Raw genomic sequence first — 16,802 nt, forward strand, 5'->3', positions numbered from 1 at the left:
AAAAGAGGATCACGGGGAGAGATCACGCCATGGGCCAGAATGCCTATCACGCCTTCATCAATTTTGACGACATCCTGAATTTCTGGGCCCGCGCACGCCCTGATGACACAGCACTTGAGCAGGAAGGTCGAACGACAAGCTATTCTCAGCTTGAGGAGAATACGCGCCGTATCATCGCGCTTATGGCGGCAAATGGTGTGACCAAGGGAGATCGGGTTGCTTGGCTTGGCAAGAACTCTGACCTTTATTGCCAGCTTTATCTTGCTTCTGCGCGCGTAGGTGTTGTGATGGTACCGGTTGGCTGGCGGTTGGCCCCACCGGAGATCGCCTATATCCTGAAGGATACAGGCGCGAAGATCGTCTTTACCGGTGAGGATTTTACAGAGACTGCCGCGAAGATCGCTTCTGAATTGCCAGCCAATCCAATCGTCATGGGCGAAGCGCAAACGCGCAGGGCAATTGCAGCCACCGAACCGGGCGAGCACGAGCGGGTCGGCGACGACGAGCCCGTACTGCAGCTCTATACCTCGGGAACCACCGGCAATCCCAAAGGTGTGATGTTGTCCAACGCCAATTTGCTGGGTCTGCGTAACCCGGGCAATGAAGCGGGGCTGGAATGGAATTTCTATGAAGGTGGCGAGTGTATGCTGGTCGCCATGCCGTGTTCGCATATTGGCGGGACGGGCCTCGTCAACATTGCCATCGTCAACGGCATCCGCACGCTCATACAAGCAGAATTCACGCCTGTGGGCGTACTCGAAGCGATCGAGAATGGCGCCACGCATATGTTTATCGTACCGGCAGCCCTGCAAATGGTGGTACAACATCCGCGCGCGGCAGAAACCGATTTCAGCGCGCTGAAATATCTGATGTATGGCGCTGCGCCGATGCCGTTGGAACTTTTGAAAGAAGCCGTGCGAACCATGCCAAATGCCGGGTTCCTGCAGGCCTACGGCATGACTGAGACATCGGGCACGATCTCGATCCTGCCACCCGCAGATCACACGCTCGAAGGCAACCAGCGGATGCGCTCTGCGGGCAAGGCCGTGCCGGGTGCAGAGATTCAAGTGCGCGGCCCTGACAACAAGGAGGTGCCGCTGGGCGAGATCGGCGAGGTTTGCGTCAAGTCACCTTCGAACACGGCGGGATACTGGCAACTTCCCGATGCGACGCGCGAAACGATTGATGCGGATGGCTGGCTGCACACCGGTGACGCGGCGATCATGGACGAAGACGGCTACATCTATATTCAAGACCGTATCAAGGACATGATCATATCTGGCGGAGAAAACGTCTATCCGGCCGAGGTCGAGAACGCGATCTTCGGCCACCCGGCAGTCGCCGAAGTTGCTGTGATCGGCGTGCCAAGCGAGCAATGGGGTGAAGAGGTCAAGGCATGCGTGGTTTGCAAGCCTGGCCACAATGTCGAGGCAGGTGACATCATCGCTTATGCGCGCGAACGCGTGGCCGCATTCAAAGCGCCCAAAAGTGTTGATGTGATCGCTGAAATGCCGCGAAACCCGTCCGGAAAGATCCTGCGCCGGCAGCTGCGCGAGCCTTATTGGGCTGGGCAGGAGCGGCAGGTCAGCTAGCGCCGCTTGTGAAGAAGTATGCGCCCGCCACTTTGCGCAACCGTGATGCCATCGCAGCAGTTCTGACAAAGGAATTGCCTGCGTCCGGCACTGTGCTCGAAGTGGCGAGTGGAACCGGTGAGCATGCTGTTTATTTTGCGTCGCGATTTCCCGATCTGATCTGGCAACCCAGCGACCCCAGCGAGGAGGCGCGCGCATCAATCGAGGCGTGGCGGGACGATGAAGGGAGCGCCAACCTTCGCCCGCCTTTGCAACTCGATGCGCTATCCGATCAGTGGCCGACTGATCAGGCTGATGCGATATTATGCATCAATATGGTGCACATCAGCCCATGGGAAGCGAGCGAGGGATTGTTTGCGGGCGCCGCGCGATTGCTGACGGGTACTGCGCCACTGATCCTATACGGACCTTATGTTGAACCGGATGTGGAGACTGCGCAGTCGAATCTGGGATTCGATGCAAGTCTGAAGGCACGCGATCCGCGATGGGGGCTGCGCTCGACAATCGACGTCGACAGACTTGCTTCGCAAACGGGTTTCAGGCGAGCAAACCGCTACGAATTGCCCGCCAATAACTTGATTCTGGTGTGTCGCCGGATAGACGAAGCTTAAGTTTCTTCGTCAACCGCGTCGGCGACCGACTTGAGGTCGTCACTCACGCCGCGCACAGTGTTGCATGCGGCGGTGGCCAAAGTCATTGCTGCCAGCGCAGCTACAATCAGCGTCTTGCGCATAGTTTGCGTATCCTTTGCTTACGGGTGCGCCAAGTCGCCACCCGAACGCCACGGCAACAGCAGCAATCATTCGTGACGCAAACCACCTGCGATCTGTGGATCATCGCTCCGCTGCCTCACTCCATCGATATGCTGCATTCGCAGCGCGAGCGGCTAGGATGGCTCGATCGTGTGAGATCGATTTCTGGCGATATTCAACTGCTGTTCCCGCCATGCGATCAGCAAGCCGGCTCCGACGATCAAAGGTGCGCCGAGCCAGGTCGTTGCCGGAGGCAAGCGATCAAACAGCGACCAGCCTAGCAGTGCGGCCCAGATCAGCGCGGAGTAATCCATCACGATCACGCTCGACACACTTCCATATCGAAGGGCACTGGTCAGCAAATATTGCCCCAGCAGGCCGCTGACGCCCAAAGCGATGAGGTAAAACCACTGCTCGGCAGACTTGGTCTGCCAGAAAAATGGCAAGAGGATCGCCAGTGCTAGCAGTGAAAACAATGCAAAATAGAATACGATCGTCAGCGAGCCCTCGGTCTTGGTCAGGTCGCGGATATAGATAGAGATTAGCGCGATCATGAACGCGGCACCCAATGCAACGCTGGCACCGAACACAGGGACCTGACCGCTGCCGGGCTGTGCAATCACCAGGACACCGGCAAAGCCAAGCGCGACCGCGCCCCACCGCCAAAGCCCGACTTTCTCATGCAGGATCAGTGCGGACAGGATGACTGCCCAGATGGCTGAAGTGAAGTTGAAACTGGTAGCTTCTGCCAGAGGCAGCAATGTGACTGCACCGAAATTCAGGAACATGCCACCGATCCCGAGTGCAGCGCGCATGCCATGCTGTCCAAGGCGCTTCGATCGCAGTTGCGACAGTTTACCTGTGCTCCAGAAGAGCAAGAGAATGATCGGGATTGTTGGCAATTGTCGCCAAAACAATATCTCTGGCAGTGACAGGCCGCTTTCGCTCGCCAGTTTGACCAGTGCTACCATCACCGACAGTGTTGCAGCCGCGGCAAGCCTGATCAGCAAGGCAAACATGGGGCGTTGGGCAGGGGCTTCGCTGGTCACGCTTCCGCTGTAAGGCGGTTGAAAGGTGACGCAAGCGCGGAAAGCATTGCTCTTCGTCTTCAGTGCCTCCAAATGCGCCCTGTGAAAAATTCAAACCCGTTTCTATTCGCCAGCGAAGCCCATCAAGTCGCTCTTTTAGGAGGAGTTTTCATTGCCGTGGCGATTTTTGCACTGATTATGGACCGTCTGCGTTCGCGGCGCGAGCGGCTAGCGCGGCTCGATCGTGTGGGATGGGTGCCGTGGACTCTCGTGTTTCTGGCATGCGCGATCATCGGAGGGGGCCTGTTGGCGCTCTCGTTGCCGACAGCTCTATTCTCGCAATAGACCGCTATCCTTACAGGCAAGCCTCAAGATACGCCTGATCAAAGCCGTACTGACGCGCCTTTTCCAGCGTGTAAGGGCGTAAGCCGCTTGAGCGGAACTCGCCAAGGATCTTGCCGTCGTCGCTCTCTTCCAGATACTCGAACTTGAACAGTTCCTGGGTCACGATCACGTCGCCTTCCATCCCTATAACTTCGGTGATGTTGGTCGTGCGGCGTGAACCGTCGCGCAGACGTTTCACCTGAACAATCAGGTCAACCGATTCCGCGATCTGGCGCGAGATAGCTTCCTTCGGGATCTTGATGTCGCCCATCAGGATCATGTTTTCCATACGGCCCAGGCACTCGCGCGGACTGTTGGCGTGAAGCGTACACATGGAGCCGTCGTGGCCGGTGTTCATGGCGGCGAGAAGGTCGAAACATTCCGCGCCACGAATCTCACCCAGAATGATACGGTCCGGGCGCATACGGAGGGCGTTCTTCACCAGGTCGCCGATGGTGATCGCGCCTTGGCCTTCGAGGTTGGGTGGACGGGTTTCCAACGGAAGCCAGTGGGGCTGCTGCAAGCGAAGCTCCGCCGCGTCCTCAATGGTCAGAACACGCTCGCCCGGGTCGATCATTTTCGACAAGGCGTTGAGCATGGTTGTTTTACCCGAACCCGTACCACCTGAGATGACAATATTCATCCGGCTAGCTCCAGCGATCTTCAGCGCGGTACACATCTTATCGCTCATCGAGCCGAATTCCTTGAGCATGTCCAAGGTGATCGGCTTCTCGGAAAACTTACGTATCGAGATGGCTGTGCCTTTGAGCGACAGTGGCGGCACAATCACGTTGACACGCGAGCCGTCTTTCAAGCGGGCATCGGCGAGTGGGGTGGTCTGGTCAACGCGGCGACCAACCTGGTTCACGATACGCTGCGCGATCTGGAACAGGTGGCTTTCATCGCGGAACTGGATAGGGGCCAGCTTCAGCTTACCGTTTTTCTCGATGTAGGTCTGCTGCGGGCCATTGACCATGATGTCCGAAACATCGGGGTCGTTGAGCAATTCTTCGAGCGGGCCAAAGCCCAGCAATTCGTCAATCAGTACTTTCTCAAGTGCGAATTGCTCGCGGCGGTTCAGAGTGACCTTAAGCTCTGCGAGCAATTCCATGATGATCGGGCGGAATTCTTCCGACAGTTCATCCTTGGTCAGCGTGGCCGCGGCTTCGGGGTCGACACGTTCAAGCAAACGTGGCAGCACTTGCTCTTTGATCTTGTGAATGCTGGCTTCGAAGCCACCGACTTCCGAATCAGTCGCATGTGTTGCATTCATGCGCTCAGACAGGCGCGCCATCGCGTCGTAATTGGGATTGCCAGATGATGGCGCTGGTTTAGGCGCGGCGGGCGCCGGCTCAGCCGAGCCACCACCGTTCGGAAGCGGCGGGAACTGATTGCCGCCCCTTTCTTCGGACCCTTCGGCATCAGCTTTCTCGCCCGACTTCATTGGTCGTGCAACGCCAAAAGATGGACGTGCCCCGGGCTTCATTCCCCCAGGTCCGGTCTTTTTGCCGAATGCGCTCATTCCTTGGCCCCCAAGCGGCTGATTCAATTCCAATTCGGCATGTCCACAATTCGCGAACAGTGCCTCTCGATGAATGGTGAATAAATGGGAAACCTTATTATTTTCCTAAGATTGCCGCCTATGGCAGCGTGGCTTTGAGCGAGGCTTGCCCAAGACGAAATCGGCTTGCCCAGGCATGAATTATGTCTATCAACCACGACTGGCCTGAACACACAAACTGATTGGCGAAGATTGCAAGATACGCGTTCCGGGATTCTGCTTGCAGTTATTGGCTTTGCCACACTTTCGGTGGGTGATGCGGTGCTAAAAAGCATGGCAGGCGATTGGCCAGTGACAGCCGTCGCAGCCCTGCGCTTCACAATCGGTGCCATTGCGCTCAGTGCATTGCTTGGGCTGAGCGAAGGCAAAGCCGGCTTTCGTCCGAACAAGCCTTGGCTGCAAGTCGCACGTGGCCTCTGTCTCGCGGGCGCATCTTTGGCATTTTTCTCCGCGATCTTCGTAATGCCTCTGGCGGAAACAATGGCGATCACCTTCCTCTCGCCCGTGCTGACAGCAGTGTTGAGCGGGCCTTTGTTGGGCGAAAAAGTGAACAGAGCGGTTTGGGCGGCATGCATTGCCGCATTGGTCGGTGTGACGTTTATTCTCAGACCCAATCTGGCTGAGATTGGTTGGCTTGCAATCCTGCCGTTGATTTCCGCTGTGTTTTTCTCATTGATGATTATTGCAAACCGGGCATCTGCGGGCACGGGCAGCGCTTTGGCGATGCAGGCCTATATGGCTGTTATCGCTGCCCCAATCCTGATCATGGCGACCATCGCTGGCGAGTATTCTGCGATTGATGAACTGTCGATCTCGTGGCCCCAGTTCGATGTCGTGCTGCGTTGTGCCTTCGTGGCTCTGACTGCAACGACGGCGCATTGGCTCGTCTATCTCGGGACTATGCGCGCCGGCGCATCCCAGGTGGCGCCGGCATCCTACATTCAGATGTTGGTTGCGACTATTCTTGGCTGGTGGTTTTTTGGCGATGTGCCTGATGTAATCACTTTGATCGGTGCATGTATAATCATTGGCGCTGGCATTTTTCTTTGGCATCAAAGCACTGGCGACAAAGAGATGGCTTGAAGCAGGGGCCAATACAAGTAAGGGCAATCTCTAGTTAAGGGCGTGGTCGCTAGCGCCGCCATATCCGAAACAGCAATTCAGGGTCAGAACAATGTGCGGTATTATTGGAATAGTCGGATCGGATCCGGTCGCTGATCGACTGGTCGAAGGTCTGCGCCGAATGGAATATCGTGGTTATGACAGCGCGGGCCTGTGCACAATCAGTGATGGTGAGCTGGTGCGCCGCCGGGCATCGGGCAAACTTGCCAATCTGGTCGAGGTACTAGGCGCAGAACCGGCCGCCGGATCCGTCGGGATCGCCCACACGCGTTGGGCAACGCATGGTGCCCCGACGACAAGTAACGCCCACCCGCACATGACCGATGAACTGGCATTGGTTCACAATGGCATTATCGAGAATTACAAGTCTCTGCGGGATGAGCTGAAAGGTGAAAATCGCACATACAAGAGCGAAACGGATACGGAGATAGTCGCCCATCTCATTTCGGTGCGGATAGAAAACGGGCTCACACCTCAGGAGGCTGTAGCAGAGGTTTTGCCAAAGCTTCGGGGTGCTTTTTCGCTTGCAATTACGTTTCGCCGATTCCCTGATATTCTGATCGGCGCGCGATTGGGTTCACCGCTTGTTGTCGGGTACGGCGATGGTGAAATGTACCTTGGTTCTGATGCGCTGGCGCTGGCCCATCTGACTCAGCAGATTTCATACCTGGAGGAAGGTGACTGGGCAGTCATTTCGCAAGAGGGTGCAGAAATCTTCGATGCAGAAAACAATCCCGTTGAGCGCGAAACGCGCCATTCGGGTGCATCCGCTGCTGCGGTCGAGAAGGGCAATTTTCACCATTTCATGCAGAAAGAGATTTTCGAACAACCAACAGCCGTCGCGCAAACACTCACATCCTATTTGCGCCGATCAGACAATTCAGTCGCTTTGCCGCAGTTCGATTTCGATCTTTCAGCCATCAAGCGGCTGACCATAGTTGCCTGCGGCACCTCCTATTACGCGGGTTTGGTGGCCAAATACTGGTTTGAGCATTTTGCGAAGCTCCCGGTCGACGTGGATGTTGCGAGTGAGTTCCGCTATCGCGATCCGGTGCTGGAGGATGGCGGATTGGCGCTGTTCATCTCTCAAAGCGGCGAAACTGCAGACACGCTTGCGGCGCTGCGCCATTGCAAGCAGGCAAGGCAAACCATCGGCGTTGTTGTTAATGTGCCGACCAGCACGATGGCGCGTGAAGCGGACCTGCTGCTTCCGACGCATGCGGGTCCAGAAATCGGTGTGGCCTCTACTAAGGCATTCACGTGCCAATTGGCGGTGCTTGCAGCGCTTGCGGCGCATATGGCGGTGACCAAAGGTCGGATGAGCCGAGAGGAAGAGAAGGAGGTGGTTCAGCACCTGCTCGAAGTACCGGCTTCGCTCAATGCAGCCCTTGATCACGACGAGGATATTGCTGCGATGGCGCACCTAATTGCACCAGCGCGCGATGTGCTCTATCTCGGCCGTGGTCAGGACTTCCCCCTCGCAATGGAGGGGGCGCTCAAGCTGAAAGAAATCAGCTATATCCATGCCGAGGGCTATGCTTCGGGCGAGATGAAGCACGGCCCGATTGCTCTGATCGATGAAAAGGTGCCGGTCATCGTTATCGCGCCGTCAGGACCGTTGTTTGAGAAGACAGTCTCCAACATGGAAGAGGTTCGTGCGCGCGGCGGAAAGATCGTGCTGATTTCTGATGCCAAAGGCCTGGCCGAGGCTGGTGAGGGCTGCATGGCCACCATTGAAATGCCCAGGGTGCACCCGCTAATCGCACCTATGGTCTATGCAATTCCGGTTCAGCTGCTGGCTTATCACGTTGCCTGTGTGAAGGGTACGGATATCGATCAGCCCCGCAACCTTGCCAAGTCAGTCACTGTTGAATGAGCGAAAAGGTCTCGGTTTCAGGCGGTTGTCATTGTGGCGCAGTGCGCTTCACGGCTGTTTCAGACCCGAACCCCGAAGTGTGGGATTGCAATTGTTCGATCTGCAGCAAGACTGCCTATGTTCACTTGTTCATCCCGCACGATGACTTCGTATTAATCGCCGCGCCTGACGCGCAAGCGCGCTATCGTTTCGGGAAGAAAGAGGCAGAACATCTCTTTTGCAGGACTTGCGGTATCAAATGCTTCTACCAGCCGCGTTCGCACCCGGATGACTGGAGCGTAAACTTGCGTTGTCTCGATGATGCAGAGGTGCTTGCTCCCAAAATCGTGCCTTTTGACGGCAAGAATTGGGAAAAGGCGGCCGAGGGTCGAATCTGAAGCAATTTTGATCGTTTGGCTGACGGGCTATTCGATTATTAGGCCTGCATTTACCGCAATATAACCTTTCCGCGTGAACTGCGATGGCGTGAGCGAGCACGAATCTGCCTTTGTTGACGAACCAATGCGTTTTTCCACTGCCGCAGTTCTTGGTCTGAATGATCCGGCGGACGAGCAGTGGGCACACCTGCGCGGCATGAGGTTCGACAACGGTTTGGCCGACACTAACAAGCGCAGGATCACCAAAGAGGAATTCCGGTACCAATTGGTTACGCCCGTTGCGTCCGGTCTGCTGTGGTCGGTCGCATTGCTGGTCTTTGCCCCAAAGGCGGGTGGCGTGGAAAGCGCCGTGGTCTGGACCATCGTGGCAGTTCTGATCACTGCTTCAACCCTGTTCTAAACGGCTGCTCCGGTCGGGATATTGGTCTTCGCCCACAAAGGCTGGAGATCGAAGTGACCGAAAGCATCTTTGTCCGCGATGCCAGTGTTGCGCGAAATGCGCTTGAGCAAGTCATGGCTCTGGGTTGCAGCGTGGCCTTGGACGACTTTGGGACAGGCTATTCTTCGCTGGGTTACATCCGCAAGCTGCGTTTCTCGACCATCAAGATTGACCGAACATTTGTGATCGGCGCTGCACAACAAAGCGCAGAAAGCCTCGCGATTATCCGTGCGGTTGTGGCGATGGCGCAAAGTCTTGAAATGACCACCACCGCTGAAGGTGTTGAAACCCCCGAGCAAGCGAAGCTTATCCGTGAGCTAGGTTGCGACAAGATCCAGGGATACTACTTCGGCAGGCCCATGTCCGCCGAAGATGCCGGCAAGATCTTTGCCGTGCGGCACAATCAACAACGCGCCTAAGCGCTGACCAGGCTTCCAATCACGCTTTCAAACAAGCGGCGGCCATTGCTGCTGCCCAGCACGTCTTCAATCGCACGTTCGGGGTGCGGCATCATGCCCAGAACATTGCCTGATGCATTGAGGATGCCCGCAATGTCACGGCGAGAGCCATTGCACGGTTCGGCGTAGCGAAACGCCACGCGACCTTCGCCCTCGATCCGGTCCAGCGTATCGTCATCCGCGAAGAAATTACCGTCGTGATGTGCCACCGGAATGCGGACAGTTTCACCAGCTTCATAGGCGCTTGTGAACAGGGTCTGGTTGTTTTCAACCGTCAAAGGCATCGTTCGGCAGATGAAGTTCTGGCCTGCGTTGCGCATCAATGCGCCGGGCAAGAGACCGGCCTCAGTCAACACCTGGAAGCCATTGCAGACGCCGAGGACCGGCACGCCTGCTTCGGCAGCTTTCACCACCGCTTTCATGATCGGGCTCCGCGAGGCCATGGCACCAGAGCGCAAATAGTCGCCGTAGGAAAAACCGCCAGGCAGCGCGATAAAGTCGAGGCCTTGTGGCAGGGCATCGTCTCCATGCCAGACCTGCAAGGGAGCGGTACCCGAGACTTGCTCGATCGCCACTGCCATGTCCCGATCGCAATTGGACCCCGGGAATGTGATCACAGCTGCGCGGAAAGACATCAGGCGGGCTCCGTCTGACCGAGCTTTTCGATCGAGTAATCCTCGATCACCATGTTGGCGAGCAGCTTCTGACACATATCATCGATGGCTGCTTCACTTGTACCATCGGCCAGATCCATTTCGATAACACGCCCGATGCGCACGTCTTCAACACCTTCGAAACCGAGCCCTTCAAGAGAATGGTGGACTGCGCGGCCTTGGGGGTCGAGAACTCCGGGCTTCAATCGAACCAGGACACGGACTTTCATGAGCAGCTCCTCTGGTGGGGCATGGCGGCTTTGCGCGTGCCCGCAATATGCGCAGCCCTATAGCGCGATGGGTGCATGTTGCAATCGTGATGCACGTGGTTGCCCACCGGCAAATGCGACTATTCAGCCTGAACGCTCTTTGGAACAACGATGATCTGCACTGCTTCATCCGGAGAGAGATAGGTTTGTGCTGCACCACGAATATCGTCCGGTGTCACTGCGCGGATCATGTCTGGTGCGTTGAAATACCGTTCCAACCGCTCCGCTTCACTCTGTGCATTGTCTGCCAGCGACATCCAGCCACCCAGCGTCTTGAGCAAATTGTCATACTGTTCGAGCAGCGGTGCGCGCGCCCTGTCAACCGTGTCTGAAACCACACTTTCGCGCAGCCCCGCGATCATTCCCATGATCGCGCTGCTCGCTGCATCAACTTGCTCATAATCAACCGCGACATTGATATCGAATGTGCCGTAATCGCGCCATGTTCGCGACAGTGAACTGTTCGCGCCAGGTGAATAGGCCTGGCCAAGCTCTTCGCGGAGCACTTCTTGCAAGCGGATTTGGACAACGCGGGCAAGCAGGCTCAGACGAATGTTTTCTGCATGGTCGGTATCGTCGGTGGTGGGCCAGACAATCCGGATAAGCGCCTGATCTGGCTCGCCAGAATGCGTGATGATGCGCGTTTCACGATCTGCGGTGAAAGTACGTTCACGAGCTTCTTCGCGGGGTTGGAACTCGGCTTCGCGTTCTGGCAGCGCGCCGAATGTTGCTGCGACAGCATCGATCGCTGCTTGCTGATCAAAATCTCCAACCATGGCGATCTCGATCGCCCCATTGGCCAAACGATCACTGATGTCTTCGCGCAACCGATCGAATGACAGCGCGTTATAAGCTTCTTCAGACTGAAGCGAGAAACGCGGATCGCCATCAGACAGGATTGCGCCGATATTGTTGCCCAGCGCCTGTCCCGGCGTCGCATCCATGCTTGCGAAGAATTGCGCGACACCTCTGCGGAAACGTTCGATCGCTTCCGGGCGATAGCCCGGGTCGGTAATCCCTGCGGTGAGCAGCTGCATCTGAAGCAAAAGATCGCGCGGGGTCGTGGTTCCGGACATCTGGAAACCCTTGTCGGCGGAAGACAACGCCAGGCGAACGCTGCGGCCCGCCAGAATGCTGACCAGTTCGTCTTGTGAATGCTTGCCCAGACCTCCGCCTGCCAGCGAACTTACCAATGCCGTGGTCAGCGGTGCGTCCTTGGTATTCAGCAGGTCGCCGCCATCGAGCTGCACACGGAACTGAATGCGATCCTCGTTGATATCGGTCTGTTTCAAATTGAGCATTACGCCATTGGCGAAGCGGATCATGCGGATGCCGAGCCGTTCCTCTGTCTCGTCGGAAACGATGTCACCCCGAGTGCCAAAATACTGATAGGCGAATTCTGCCATTTCAGCGAATTCAGGCGCGGTAATCACTGCCGCTTCAACCTCTGCCCATGCGGAGGTTAGCCCTTCCGCGCCACCTTCTGGCTCTGTCCGGCCTTGATACCGTATCAACGGGTCAGTCAGCTCAGCCGTATCCGCCAGCACGGCTGCGAATGCGACCTCCGGCGTAATCTCATCAGCGAAAGCTTCAAAGCGATCCAGTGAGCTTTCCGGTGTGGAGGGGACATTCTCCTCTTGCACCAGACCAAGTGCGGCAGAGACCAATGCACCATTGCTGCGCGTATTCGCAGAACGAGCGCTGTTCTCAATGCTTGTGCGCAGACGTGCGACTTGCTCGGCGACCTCGGCTTCGCTGAAACCGTACTGCAACGCCTTGCGCAGCTCTGTTCCGGCAGCAATCATTCCGCTGCGCCATTCGTTATCTGAAGTGGTGACAGTCAGGCTCGTAGAGCGTGCTTCCTCGAACAGATCGCTCGTGCCAAAACTTGCCGCTCTGAAAGGTGCGTTTTCTGCCCGCGCGAGTGTCGCTAGACGCCGGTTGATTATGCCGTAACCAACCTCTCGCAGCAGGTTCTGTTGGCGATTTGCGACCGTGTCTTTACGCTCTTCCCAAGGTGCGTATCGCGTGACGGAGACGGTTTCGTTGAGCGCCTGGTCAACATAGATGTCGGTTTCATTGGTACGGGTGATGTCGACTGGCCCGGTGATTGGATCGGTTCGCTCTGCGCCACCCTGCCAGTCAGCAAACCAGTGCTTCACGCGGTCTTCGAGCAGTTCCTCTGGGTAATCGCCAACGATCACCAGCACTGCGTTTTCAGGCACATAAGTGCGTTCGTAAAAGCCGCGCAAATGCTCTGCGTCGGCATTCTCGAGCACCTCCAACGTTCCGATCGGTACGCGCTGGACAAACCGCGCGTCCGGCGCAGCAAATTCAAAACCGTCAACAGCTGCCTTGAATGCGAAATTGTTGCGATCACGCCGTTCTGCCAAGATGATGCCGCGCTCGCGATCAACCGCTTCCTGCTCGATCAGCAATTCACTCGCGGTCTCCCGCATCAACATCAGCGCGGTTTCCAGCAAGTCCTCGTCATTGCGCGGCAGATTGAGCATATAGAGCGTACGATCAAAGCCAGTGCTGGCATTGGTGTCTGCCCCGAACGCAAGTCCTTCACGTTCGAGCAGAGGGATCATTTCGCCTTCGGGAATCCGTTTTGAACCGTTGAACGCCATGTGTTCCACGAAGTGCGCAAGGCCGCGCTCGCTATCAGTTTCATCGAGCGAACCGGAGCCGATATACAGCCGTACCAGCGCAGTGTCTTCGGGCGTAGAGTTTTGCCGCAGTATGTAGCGCATGCCATTGTCTAGCTCGCCAAACCGGAATGCCGGGTCGACCGGAATGTCGCTGTCCTCGAATGCCCAAGCGGGCTCATCCGGCGCGCTTTCCTGCGCAAGCAACGGCGTGGGCGATAAGGCGACTGCGACAAGGGTCGCTAACGAGGCAAACAAACGCATGATGCATGCTTACCTGCCTCGCACAGGCTGACAAATTACTGAATCGAATAGGCTGTGGGCGGCCTATTTCTTGGGAAGAGGTGGCGTCCCGCGCAGGCGGCTGCGATGGCTCGACATATCGAACACTTCGCCGGGGCCGTTGTCGTCATTCTGCAGCAGGCCAAGGCGTCGCGCGACCTCTTGATAAGCTTCGCTTTCGCCGCCCAGATCGCGCCGGAAACGGTCCTTGTCGAGCTTCTCGCCTGTCTTCATATCCCAAAGACGGCAGCCGTCGGGGCTGATCTCGTCAGCCAGGATCACGCGGCTGAAATCGCCATCGAATATGCGGCCGAATTCCAGTTTGAAGTCGATCAGGCGAATATCGATCGCTGCGAACATGCCGCTCATGAAGTCATTGATGCGGATCGCCATGCTGGCGATGTCCTGCATTTCCTCCGGGCCGGCCCAGTTGAAACACGCAATGTGCTCTTCGGAAACCAGCGGATCGCCCAGAGCATCGTCTTTATAATAATATTCGATCAGAGTGTGGGGCAGGGGATCGCCTTCTTCCATACCCAACCGTTTACAGATTGAGCCTGCCGCGACATTGCGCACCACCACCTCGATCGGGATGATTTCGGCCTGCCGGACAAGTTGCTCGCGCATGTTCAAGCGGCGGATAAAGTGGGTCGGGATCCCGATATGCGCAAGGCGGGTGAACACATGTTCGCTGATGCGATTATTGATCACACCCTTGCCATTGATTGTGCCCTTTTTCTCCGCGTTGAACGCGGTCGCATCATCCTTGAAATACTGGATGATCGTACCCGGCTCCGGGCCTTCATAAAGGATCTTGGCCTTGCCTTCGTAGATCTGGCGGCGACGCGACATGGGCTTTGCTTTCTTGCTGCAAAAATACATGCGCCCCGGCTGGCCTTGCAAATGCGCAAAAGGGCGACCGGGGCGAGAGTGGTTACCATAGTCGGAAGCGGGCGAATTGGCAATCTTGCCGTATCGGTCTGCGCACAGAGAAAGGGAGTGGTGCCTCGGGGCGGGATCGAACCACCGACACTACGATTTTCAGTCGTATGCTCTACCAACTGAGCTACCGAGGCATCGCTGCGGCGCGGGTGCCTTGAAACACCGGCGAGCGAGTGAGAGCGCGCCTATGGCGAAGGTGCGCGGGCTTGGCAAGGGGTATTTGGGAAGGAAATGGCGGATTTTCCCGGAGCGCGGCTTCAGTCGCGCTCTTCGCGGATGATCTCTCCCGCGATTTCTTCCGGAGCTGCTGGTCGGCCGGGCAAGGCATAGCCGTCGCCGAACCACTTCGCCAGATCACGGTCTTTGCACCGGCTGGAACAAAAGGGCGTGAATTCCTCGGTTCGTGGTCGCTTGCAGATGGGGCAGGGTTTGGAAGATTTGCTCATGACCCAATTACTTGCGCACTTGGCGCTTCAAGCGCAAGGCCGGGATCGGGTTCTACGCGCAATTCACGACCCGTGCGCCTGCGCAATTCATCTAGCCATTCGGGTTTGAGCTTGGCTTTGATCGCCGGGTGGACGGTGAGCAGGGTTACGCCTGCGCCTTCGGCCCGCTCGGCAACGCGCAGGGCATAGCGGGCGCACATGCCGGTGCGTGAAGAAGCGAATCGGTGAACCAATGATGGTCCCACTAGCCGTGCGACGATCTGTACAAAGCCAAATCCGTTCATTGCGGTGCGCTCATGCGGCCAGTGATCGAGTGCTTTCGCCAGAGCGCTATCGACTGCCTTGCGATCTGATTTTGCTTCGATGGTAGGGAAGTCTATCCCGATATTCCCGCCAAGATCAAACCACGCCAAGCCCTGTGCAATCGCTGGGATAGCCGCGAGCGAGAGTTCTTTGGGCGACCCTTCGCCATCAATGTCGATCAACGTCATCGCCGGGGTCGCACTGAAGATCGCTGATCCGCCTGCGAAATCGACCTGACCAGAGGACGCTGTGTGCCAGATATCTTCCCACAATCCGGAAGGGAACCCCGGCATGGCGCGAGCATCGAGCCCGTCAAATGACGAATTCTTGCCGTGCTGGAGGCCGTCAGTCACGCGCCCTTGGGCAAGTTTCGTGCGACCGATCTCTGCAATGGGCGGGCGAGTGATCGCCACTTCGACCATGCTGCCTTCGGTTACCTCTTTAGGGATGCGATCAAGCAGGATTTGCGAGCCAGTTTGTGTTACCGCAGTGCCGCGGCTCGATCCGGCGGCGCGCGACACCAGCTTCGCTTCAACTATCTGTCCCGCGAATATCTCGCCGGGCCAGTGAAGCTTTGCTGCGAGCACCCTTTCGCCTTCGACCAGCATCGCGCGATCTTCACCGATGCCATACTCGATCAGCCACTCAGCCAATGTTGAATCCAGCGGTTTTGAGCAGCGCGCGGGTCTCGAACAGGGGAAGGCCGACTACGCCAGAGTGACTGCCCTGAATCCATGCGATCAGCCCTTCAGCTATGCCCTGGATCGCATAGCCACCAGCCTTGCCCTCCCACTCACCGCTGGCGAGATAGGCGGCGATTTCGGCTTCGCTCAACCGTTTGAAGCGTACGATGGTCTCGCTTAGCTTCTCGTGCAGGGCGCCATCGGAAGATTTCAGCGCAATCGCGGACAGTACGCGGTGCCTCCGCCCCGACAACAGCTCAAGGCACTGGCGTGCGGTTGCTTCATCTTCGGCTTTCGGCAGAATGCGGCGCCCGGCCGCGACGACGGTGTCTCCTGCCAGAATGTGCCCGTTGCCAGACACTGCCATCGCTTTCTCGCGCGCCATGCGCTTGGCATAGTCGCGCGGAAGCTCGCTCCTTAACGGAGTCTCGTCGATCTCTGCGGGAGAGACTGCATCAGGGACCACGCCCAGACGCGCGAGCAACTCGCGGCGACGTGGACTGGCAGATCCAAGTATCAGGATGGGCGCGCTCATATCCGAGCAGCGCGCTTAGGCTGGGCCGGGGCCTTGGCCCGGGCCGCCGCGACCTGGCATGAAGCGATAGGTGATACGCGCCTTGGTCAGGTCATAAGGTGTGAGTTCACACAACACTTCGTCACCCACCAAAACGCGAATGCGGTTCTTGCGCATTTTGCCGGCAGTGTGGCCAAGGACTTCGTGGCCATTCTCGAGCTCGACCCGGAACATCGCATTAGGCAGCAGTTCGACCACCTTGCCGCGCATTTCGAGGAGTTCTTCTTTAGCCATGAATTTCCTTAGCTTTACCTAGTGAGTGTCGAATTTGGCGCGCTTTAGCCGCGCCGGGAGCAAAAGGGAAGCCTCGTGCGTTGTAGCCGCAATCATCCATGCGTCTGAAATGCGCCACGTTTCGAAACCATTAATGCAAACCGATACAATTCAGCGGCTTGTCAGTCCGCTTCGAT

General features: G+C 57.2%; 18 protein-coding genes, 1 tRNA gene and 1 pseudogene. 8 read left to right on the forward strand and 12 right to left on the reverse strand.

The genetic code is table 11. The features are described from left to right. The first annotated feature begins 29 nt into the window (after positions 1 to 29). Both QZ487_RS06715 and QZ487_RS06720 read left to right on the forward strand, forming a co-directional pair. A complete protein-coding gene (locus QZ487_RS06715) occupies positions 30 to 1,592 on the forward strand; it encodes a long-chain-fatty-acid--CoA ligase (protein WP_296023875.1) in 1,563 nt (520 codons plus the stop codon). Positions 1,593 to 1,600: 8 nt separating this feature from the next. Beyond that, positions 1,601 to 2,203, forward strand: coding sequence for a DUF938 domain-containing protein (locus tag QZ487_RS06720; protein WP_296023876.1), 603 nt, complete (start codon positions 1,601 to 1,603; stop codon positions 2,201 to 2,203). Here the strand turns inward: QZ487_RS06720 and QZ487_RS06725 are convergent. Next, the gene (locus QZ487_RS06725) at positions 2,200 to 2,325 is read right to left on the reverse strand and encodes a hypothetical protein (RefSeq protein WP_285974890.1); all 126 of its coding nucleotides are present in this window, start codon (positions 2,323 to 2,325) and stop codon (positions 2,200 to 2,202) included. The two genes, QZ487_RS06720 and QZ487_RS06725, sit on opposite strands and share 4 nt — an antisense overlap. Positions 2,326 to 2,478: 153 nt before the next feature. Beyond that, positions 2,479 to 3,393, reverse strand: a complete 915-nt coding sequence (locus QZ487_RS06730; protein ID WP_296023878.1) for a DMT family transporter — start codon at positions 3,391 to 3,393, stop codon at positions 2,479 to 2,481. A 156-nt stretch (positions 3,394 to 3,549) separates the two neighbouring features. Here QZ487_RS06730 and QZ487_RS06735 point away from each other — a divergent pair, with 156 nt between their 5' ends. Then, positions 3,550 to 3,717, forward strand: a complete 168-nt coding sequence (locus QZ487_RS06735; protein ID WP_285974891.1) for a hypothetical protein — start codon at positions 3,550 to 3,552, stop codon at positions 3,715 to 3,717. A 10-nt stretch (positions 3,718 to 3,727) separates the two neighbouring features. Here the strand turns inward: QZ487_RS06735 and QZ487_RS06740 are convergent, their stop codons facing one another. Further along, positions 3,728 to 5,278 carry a CpaF family protein gene (locus QZ487_RS06740; RefSeq protein ID WP_285974892.1) on the reverse strand — a complete coding sequence of 517 codons (1,551 nt, stop codon included), beginning with the start codon at positions 5,276 to 5,278 and terminating at the stop codon, positions 3,728 to 3,730. A 231-nt stretch (positions 5,279 to 5,509) separates the two neighbouring features. Here QZ487_RS06740 and QZ487_RS06745 point away from each other — a divergent pair, with 231 nt between their 5' ends. The 5 genes and pseudogenes from QZ487_RS06745 to QZ487_RS06765 form a co-directional block, all read left to right on the forward strand. Beyond that, positions 5,510 to 6,400, forward strand: a complete 891-nt coding sequence (locus QZ487_RS06745) for a DMT family transporter (RefSeq protein ID WP_285974893.1) — start codon at positions 5,510 to 5,512, stop codon at positions 6,398 to 6,400. Positions 6,401 to 6,491: 91 nt separating this feature from the next. Continuing rightward, a complete protein-coding gene (gene glmS, locus QZ487_RS06750) occupies positions 6,492 to 8,315 on the forward strand; it encodes a glutamine--fructose-6-phosphate transaminase (isomerizing) (protein WP_285974894.1) in 1,824 nt (607 codons plus the stop codon). Further along, positions 8,312 to 8,692 (forward strand): GFA family protein, encoded by a 381-nt coding sequence (locus tag QZ487_RS06755; protein ID WP_285974895.1) that lies wholly within the window; start codon positions 8,312 to 8,314, stop codon positions 8,690 to 8,692. Before glmS ends, QZ487_RS06755 begins: the two co-directional genes overlap by 4 nt. Positions 8,693 to 8,780: 88 nt before the next feature. Further along, complete coding sequence (locus QZ487_RS06760) at positions 8,781 to 9,092, forward strand: hypothetical protein (protein WP_296023879.1); 312 nt, start codon at positions 8,781 to 8,783, stop codon at positions 9,090 to 9,092. 23 nt (positions 9,093 to 9,115) lie between these two features. Continuing rightward, a pseudogene (locus tag QZ487_RS06765) lies at positions 9,116 to 9,550 on the forward strand (EAL domain-containing protein); the annotation flags it as partial. Here the strand turns inward: QZ487_RS06765 and purQ are convergent. The 9 genes from purQ to infA all read right to left on the reverse strand — a co-directional run bounded on the left by purQ (position 9,547) and on the right by infA (position 16,626). Further along, positions 9,547 to 10,224: a phosphoribosylformylglycinamidine synthase subunit PurQ gene (purQ, locus tag QZ487_RS06770; RefSeq protein ID WP_285974896.1), complete on the reverse strand. Its 678-nt coding sequence runs from the start codon at positions 10,222 to 10,224 to the stop codon at positions 9,547 to 9,549. The pseudogene QZ487_RS06765 and the gene purQ sit on opposite strands and share 4 nt — an antisense overlap. Further along, the gene (gene purS, locus QZ487_RS06775) at positions 10,224 to 10,472 is read right to left on the reverse strand and encodes a phosphoribosylformylglycinamidine synthase subunit PurS (RefSeq protein WP_296023881.1); all 249 of its coding nucleotides are present in this window, start codon (positions 10,470 to 10,472) and stop codon (positions 10,224 to 10,226) included. Before purS ends, purQ begins: the two co-directional genes overlap by 1 nt. A 119-nt stretch (positions 10,473 to 10,591) precedes the next feature. Continuing rightward, a complete protein-coding gene (locus QZ487_RS06780) occupies positions 10,592 to 13,426 on the reverse strand; it encodes a pitrilysin family protein (protein WP_296023882.1) in 2,835 nt (944 codons plus the stop codon). 63 nt (positions 13,427 to 13,489) lie between these two features. Further along, on the reverse strand, positions 13,490 to 14,296 hold the full coding sequence (gene purC, locus QZ487_RS06785; RefSeq protein ID WP_296023883.1) for a phosphoribosylaminoimidazolesuccinocarboxamide synthase: 807 nt from the start codon (positions 14,294 to 14,296) through the stop codon (positions 13,490 to 13,492). A 148-nt stretch (positions 14,297 to 14,444) separates the two neighbouring features. Beyond that, positions 14,445 to 14,520, reverse strand: a tRNA-Phe gene (locus tag QZ487_RS06790). A gap of 123 nt (positions 14,521 to 14,643) precedes the next feature. Further along, positions 14,644 to 14,832 carry a DNA gyrase inhibitor YacG gene (locus QZ487_RS06795; RefSeq protein ID WP_285974900.1) on the reverse strand — a complete coding sequence of 63 codons (189 nt, stop codon included), beginning with the start codon at positions 14,830 to 14,832 and terminating at the stop codon, positions 14,644 to 14,646. Further along, entirely contained in the window at positions 14,829 to 15,788 is a 960-nt protein-coding gene (locus QZ487_RS06800) for a ribonuclease (protein WP_296023884.1), read from the reverse strand. Before QZ487_RS06800 ends, QZ487_RS06795 begins: the two co-directional genes overlap by 4 nt. After that, positions 15,781 to 16,353 (reverse strand): nucleoside triphosphate pyrophosphatase, encoded by a 573-nt coding sequence (locus tag QZ487_RS06805; RefSeq protein ID WP_285974902.1) that lies wholly within the window; start codon positions 16,351 to 16,353, stop codon positions 15,781 to 15,783. The genes QZ487_RS06800 and QZ487_RS06805 overlap by 8 nt, the downstream gene beginning before the upstream one ends. 15 nt (positions 16,354 to 16,368) lie before the next feature. Further along, complete coding sequence (infA, locus tag QZ487_RS06810) at positions 16,369 to 16,626, reverse strand: translation initiation factor IF-1 (protein ID WP_067600927.1); 258 nt, start codon at positions 16,624 to 16,626, stop codon at positions 16,369 to 16,371. Positions 16,627 to 16,802: the final 176 nt, after the last annotated feature.

It is taken from the genome of uncultured Altererythrobacter sp. (assembly GCF_913057185.1).
Lineage (GTDB): Bacteria > Pseudomonadota > Alphaproteobacteria > Sphingomonadales > Sphingomonadaceae > Erythrobacter > Erythrobacter rubellus.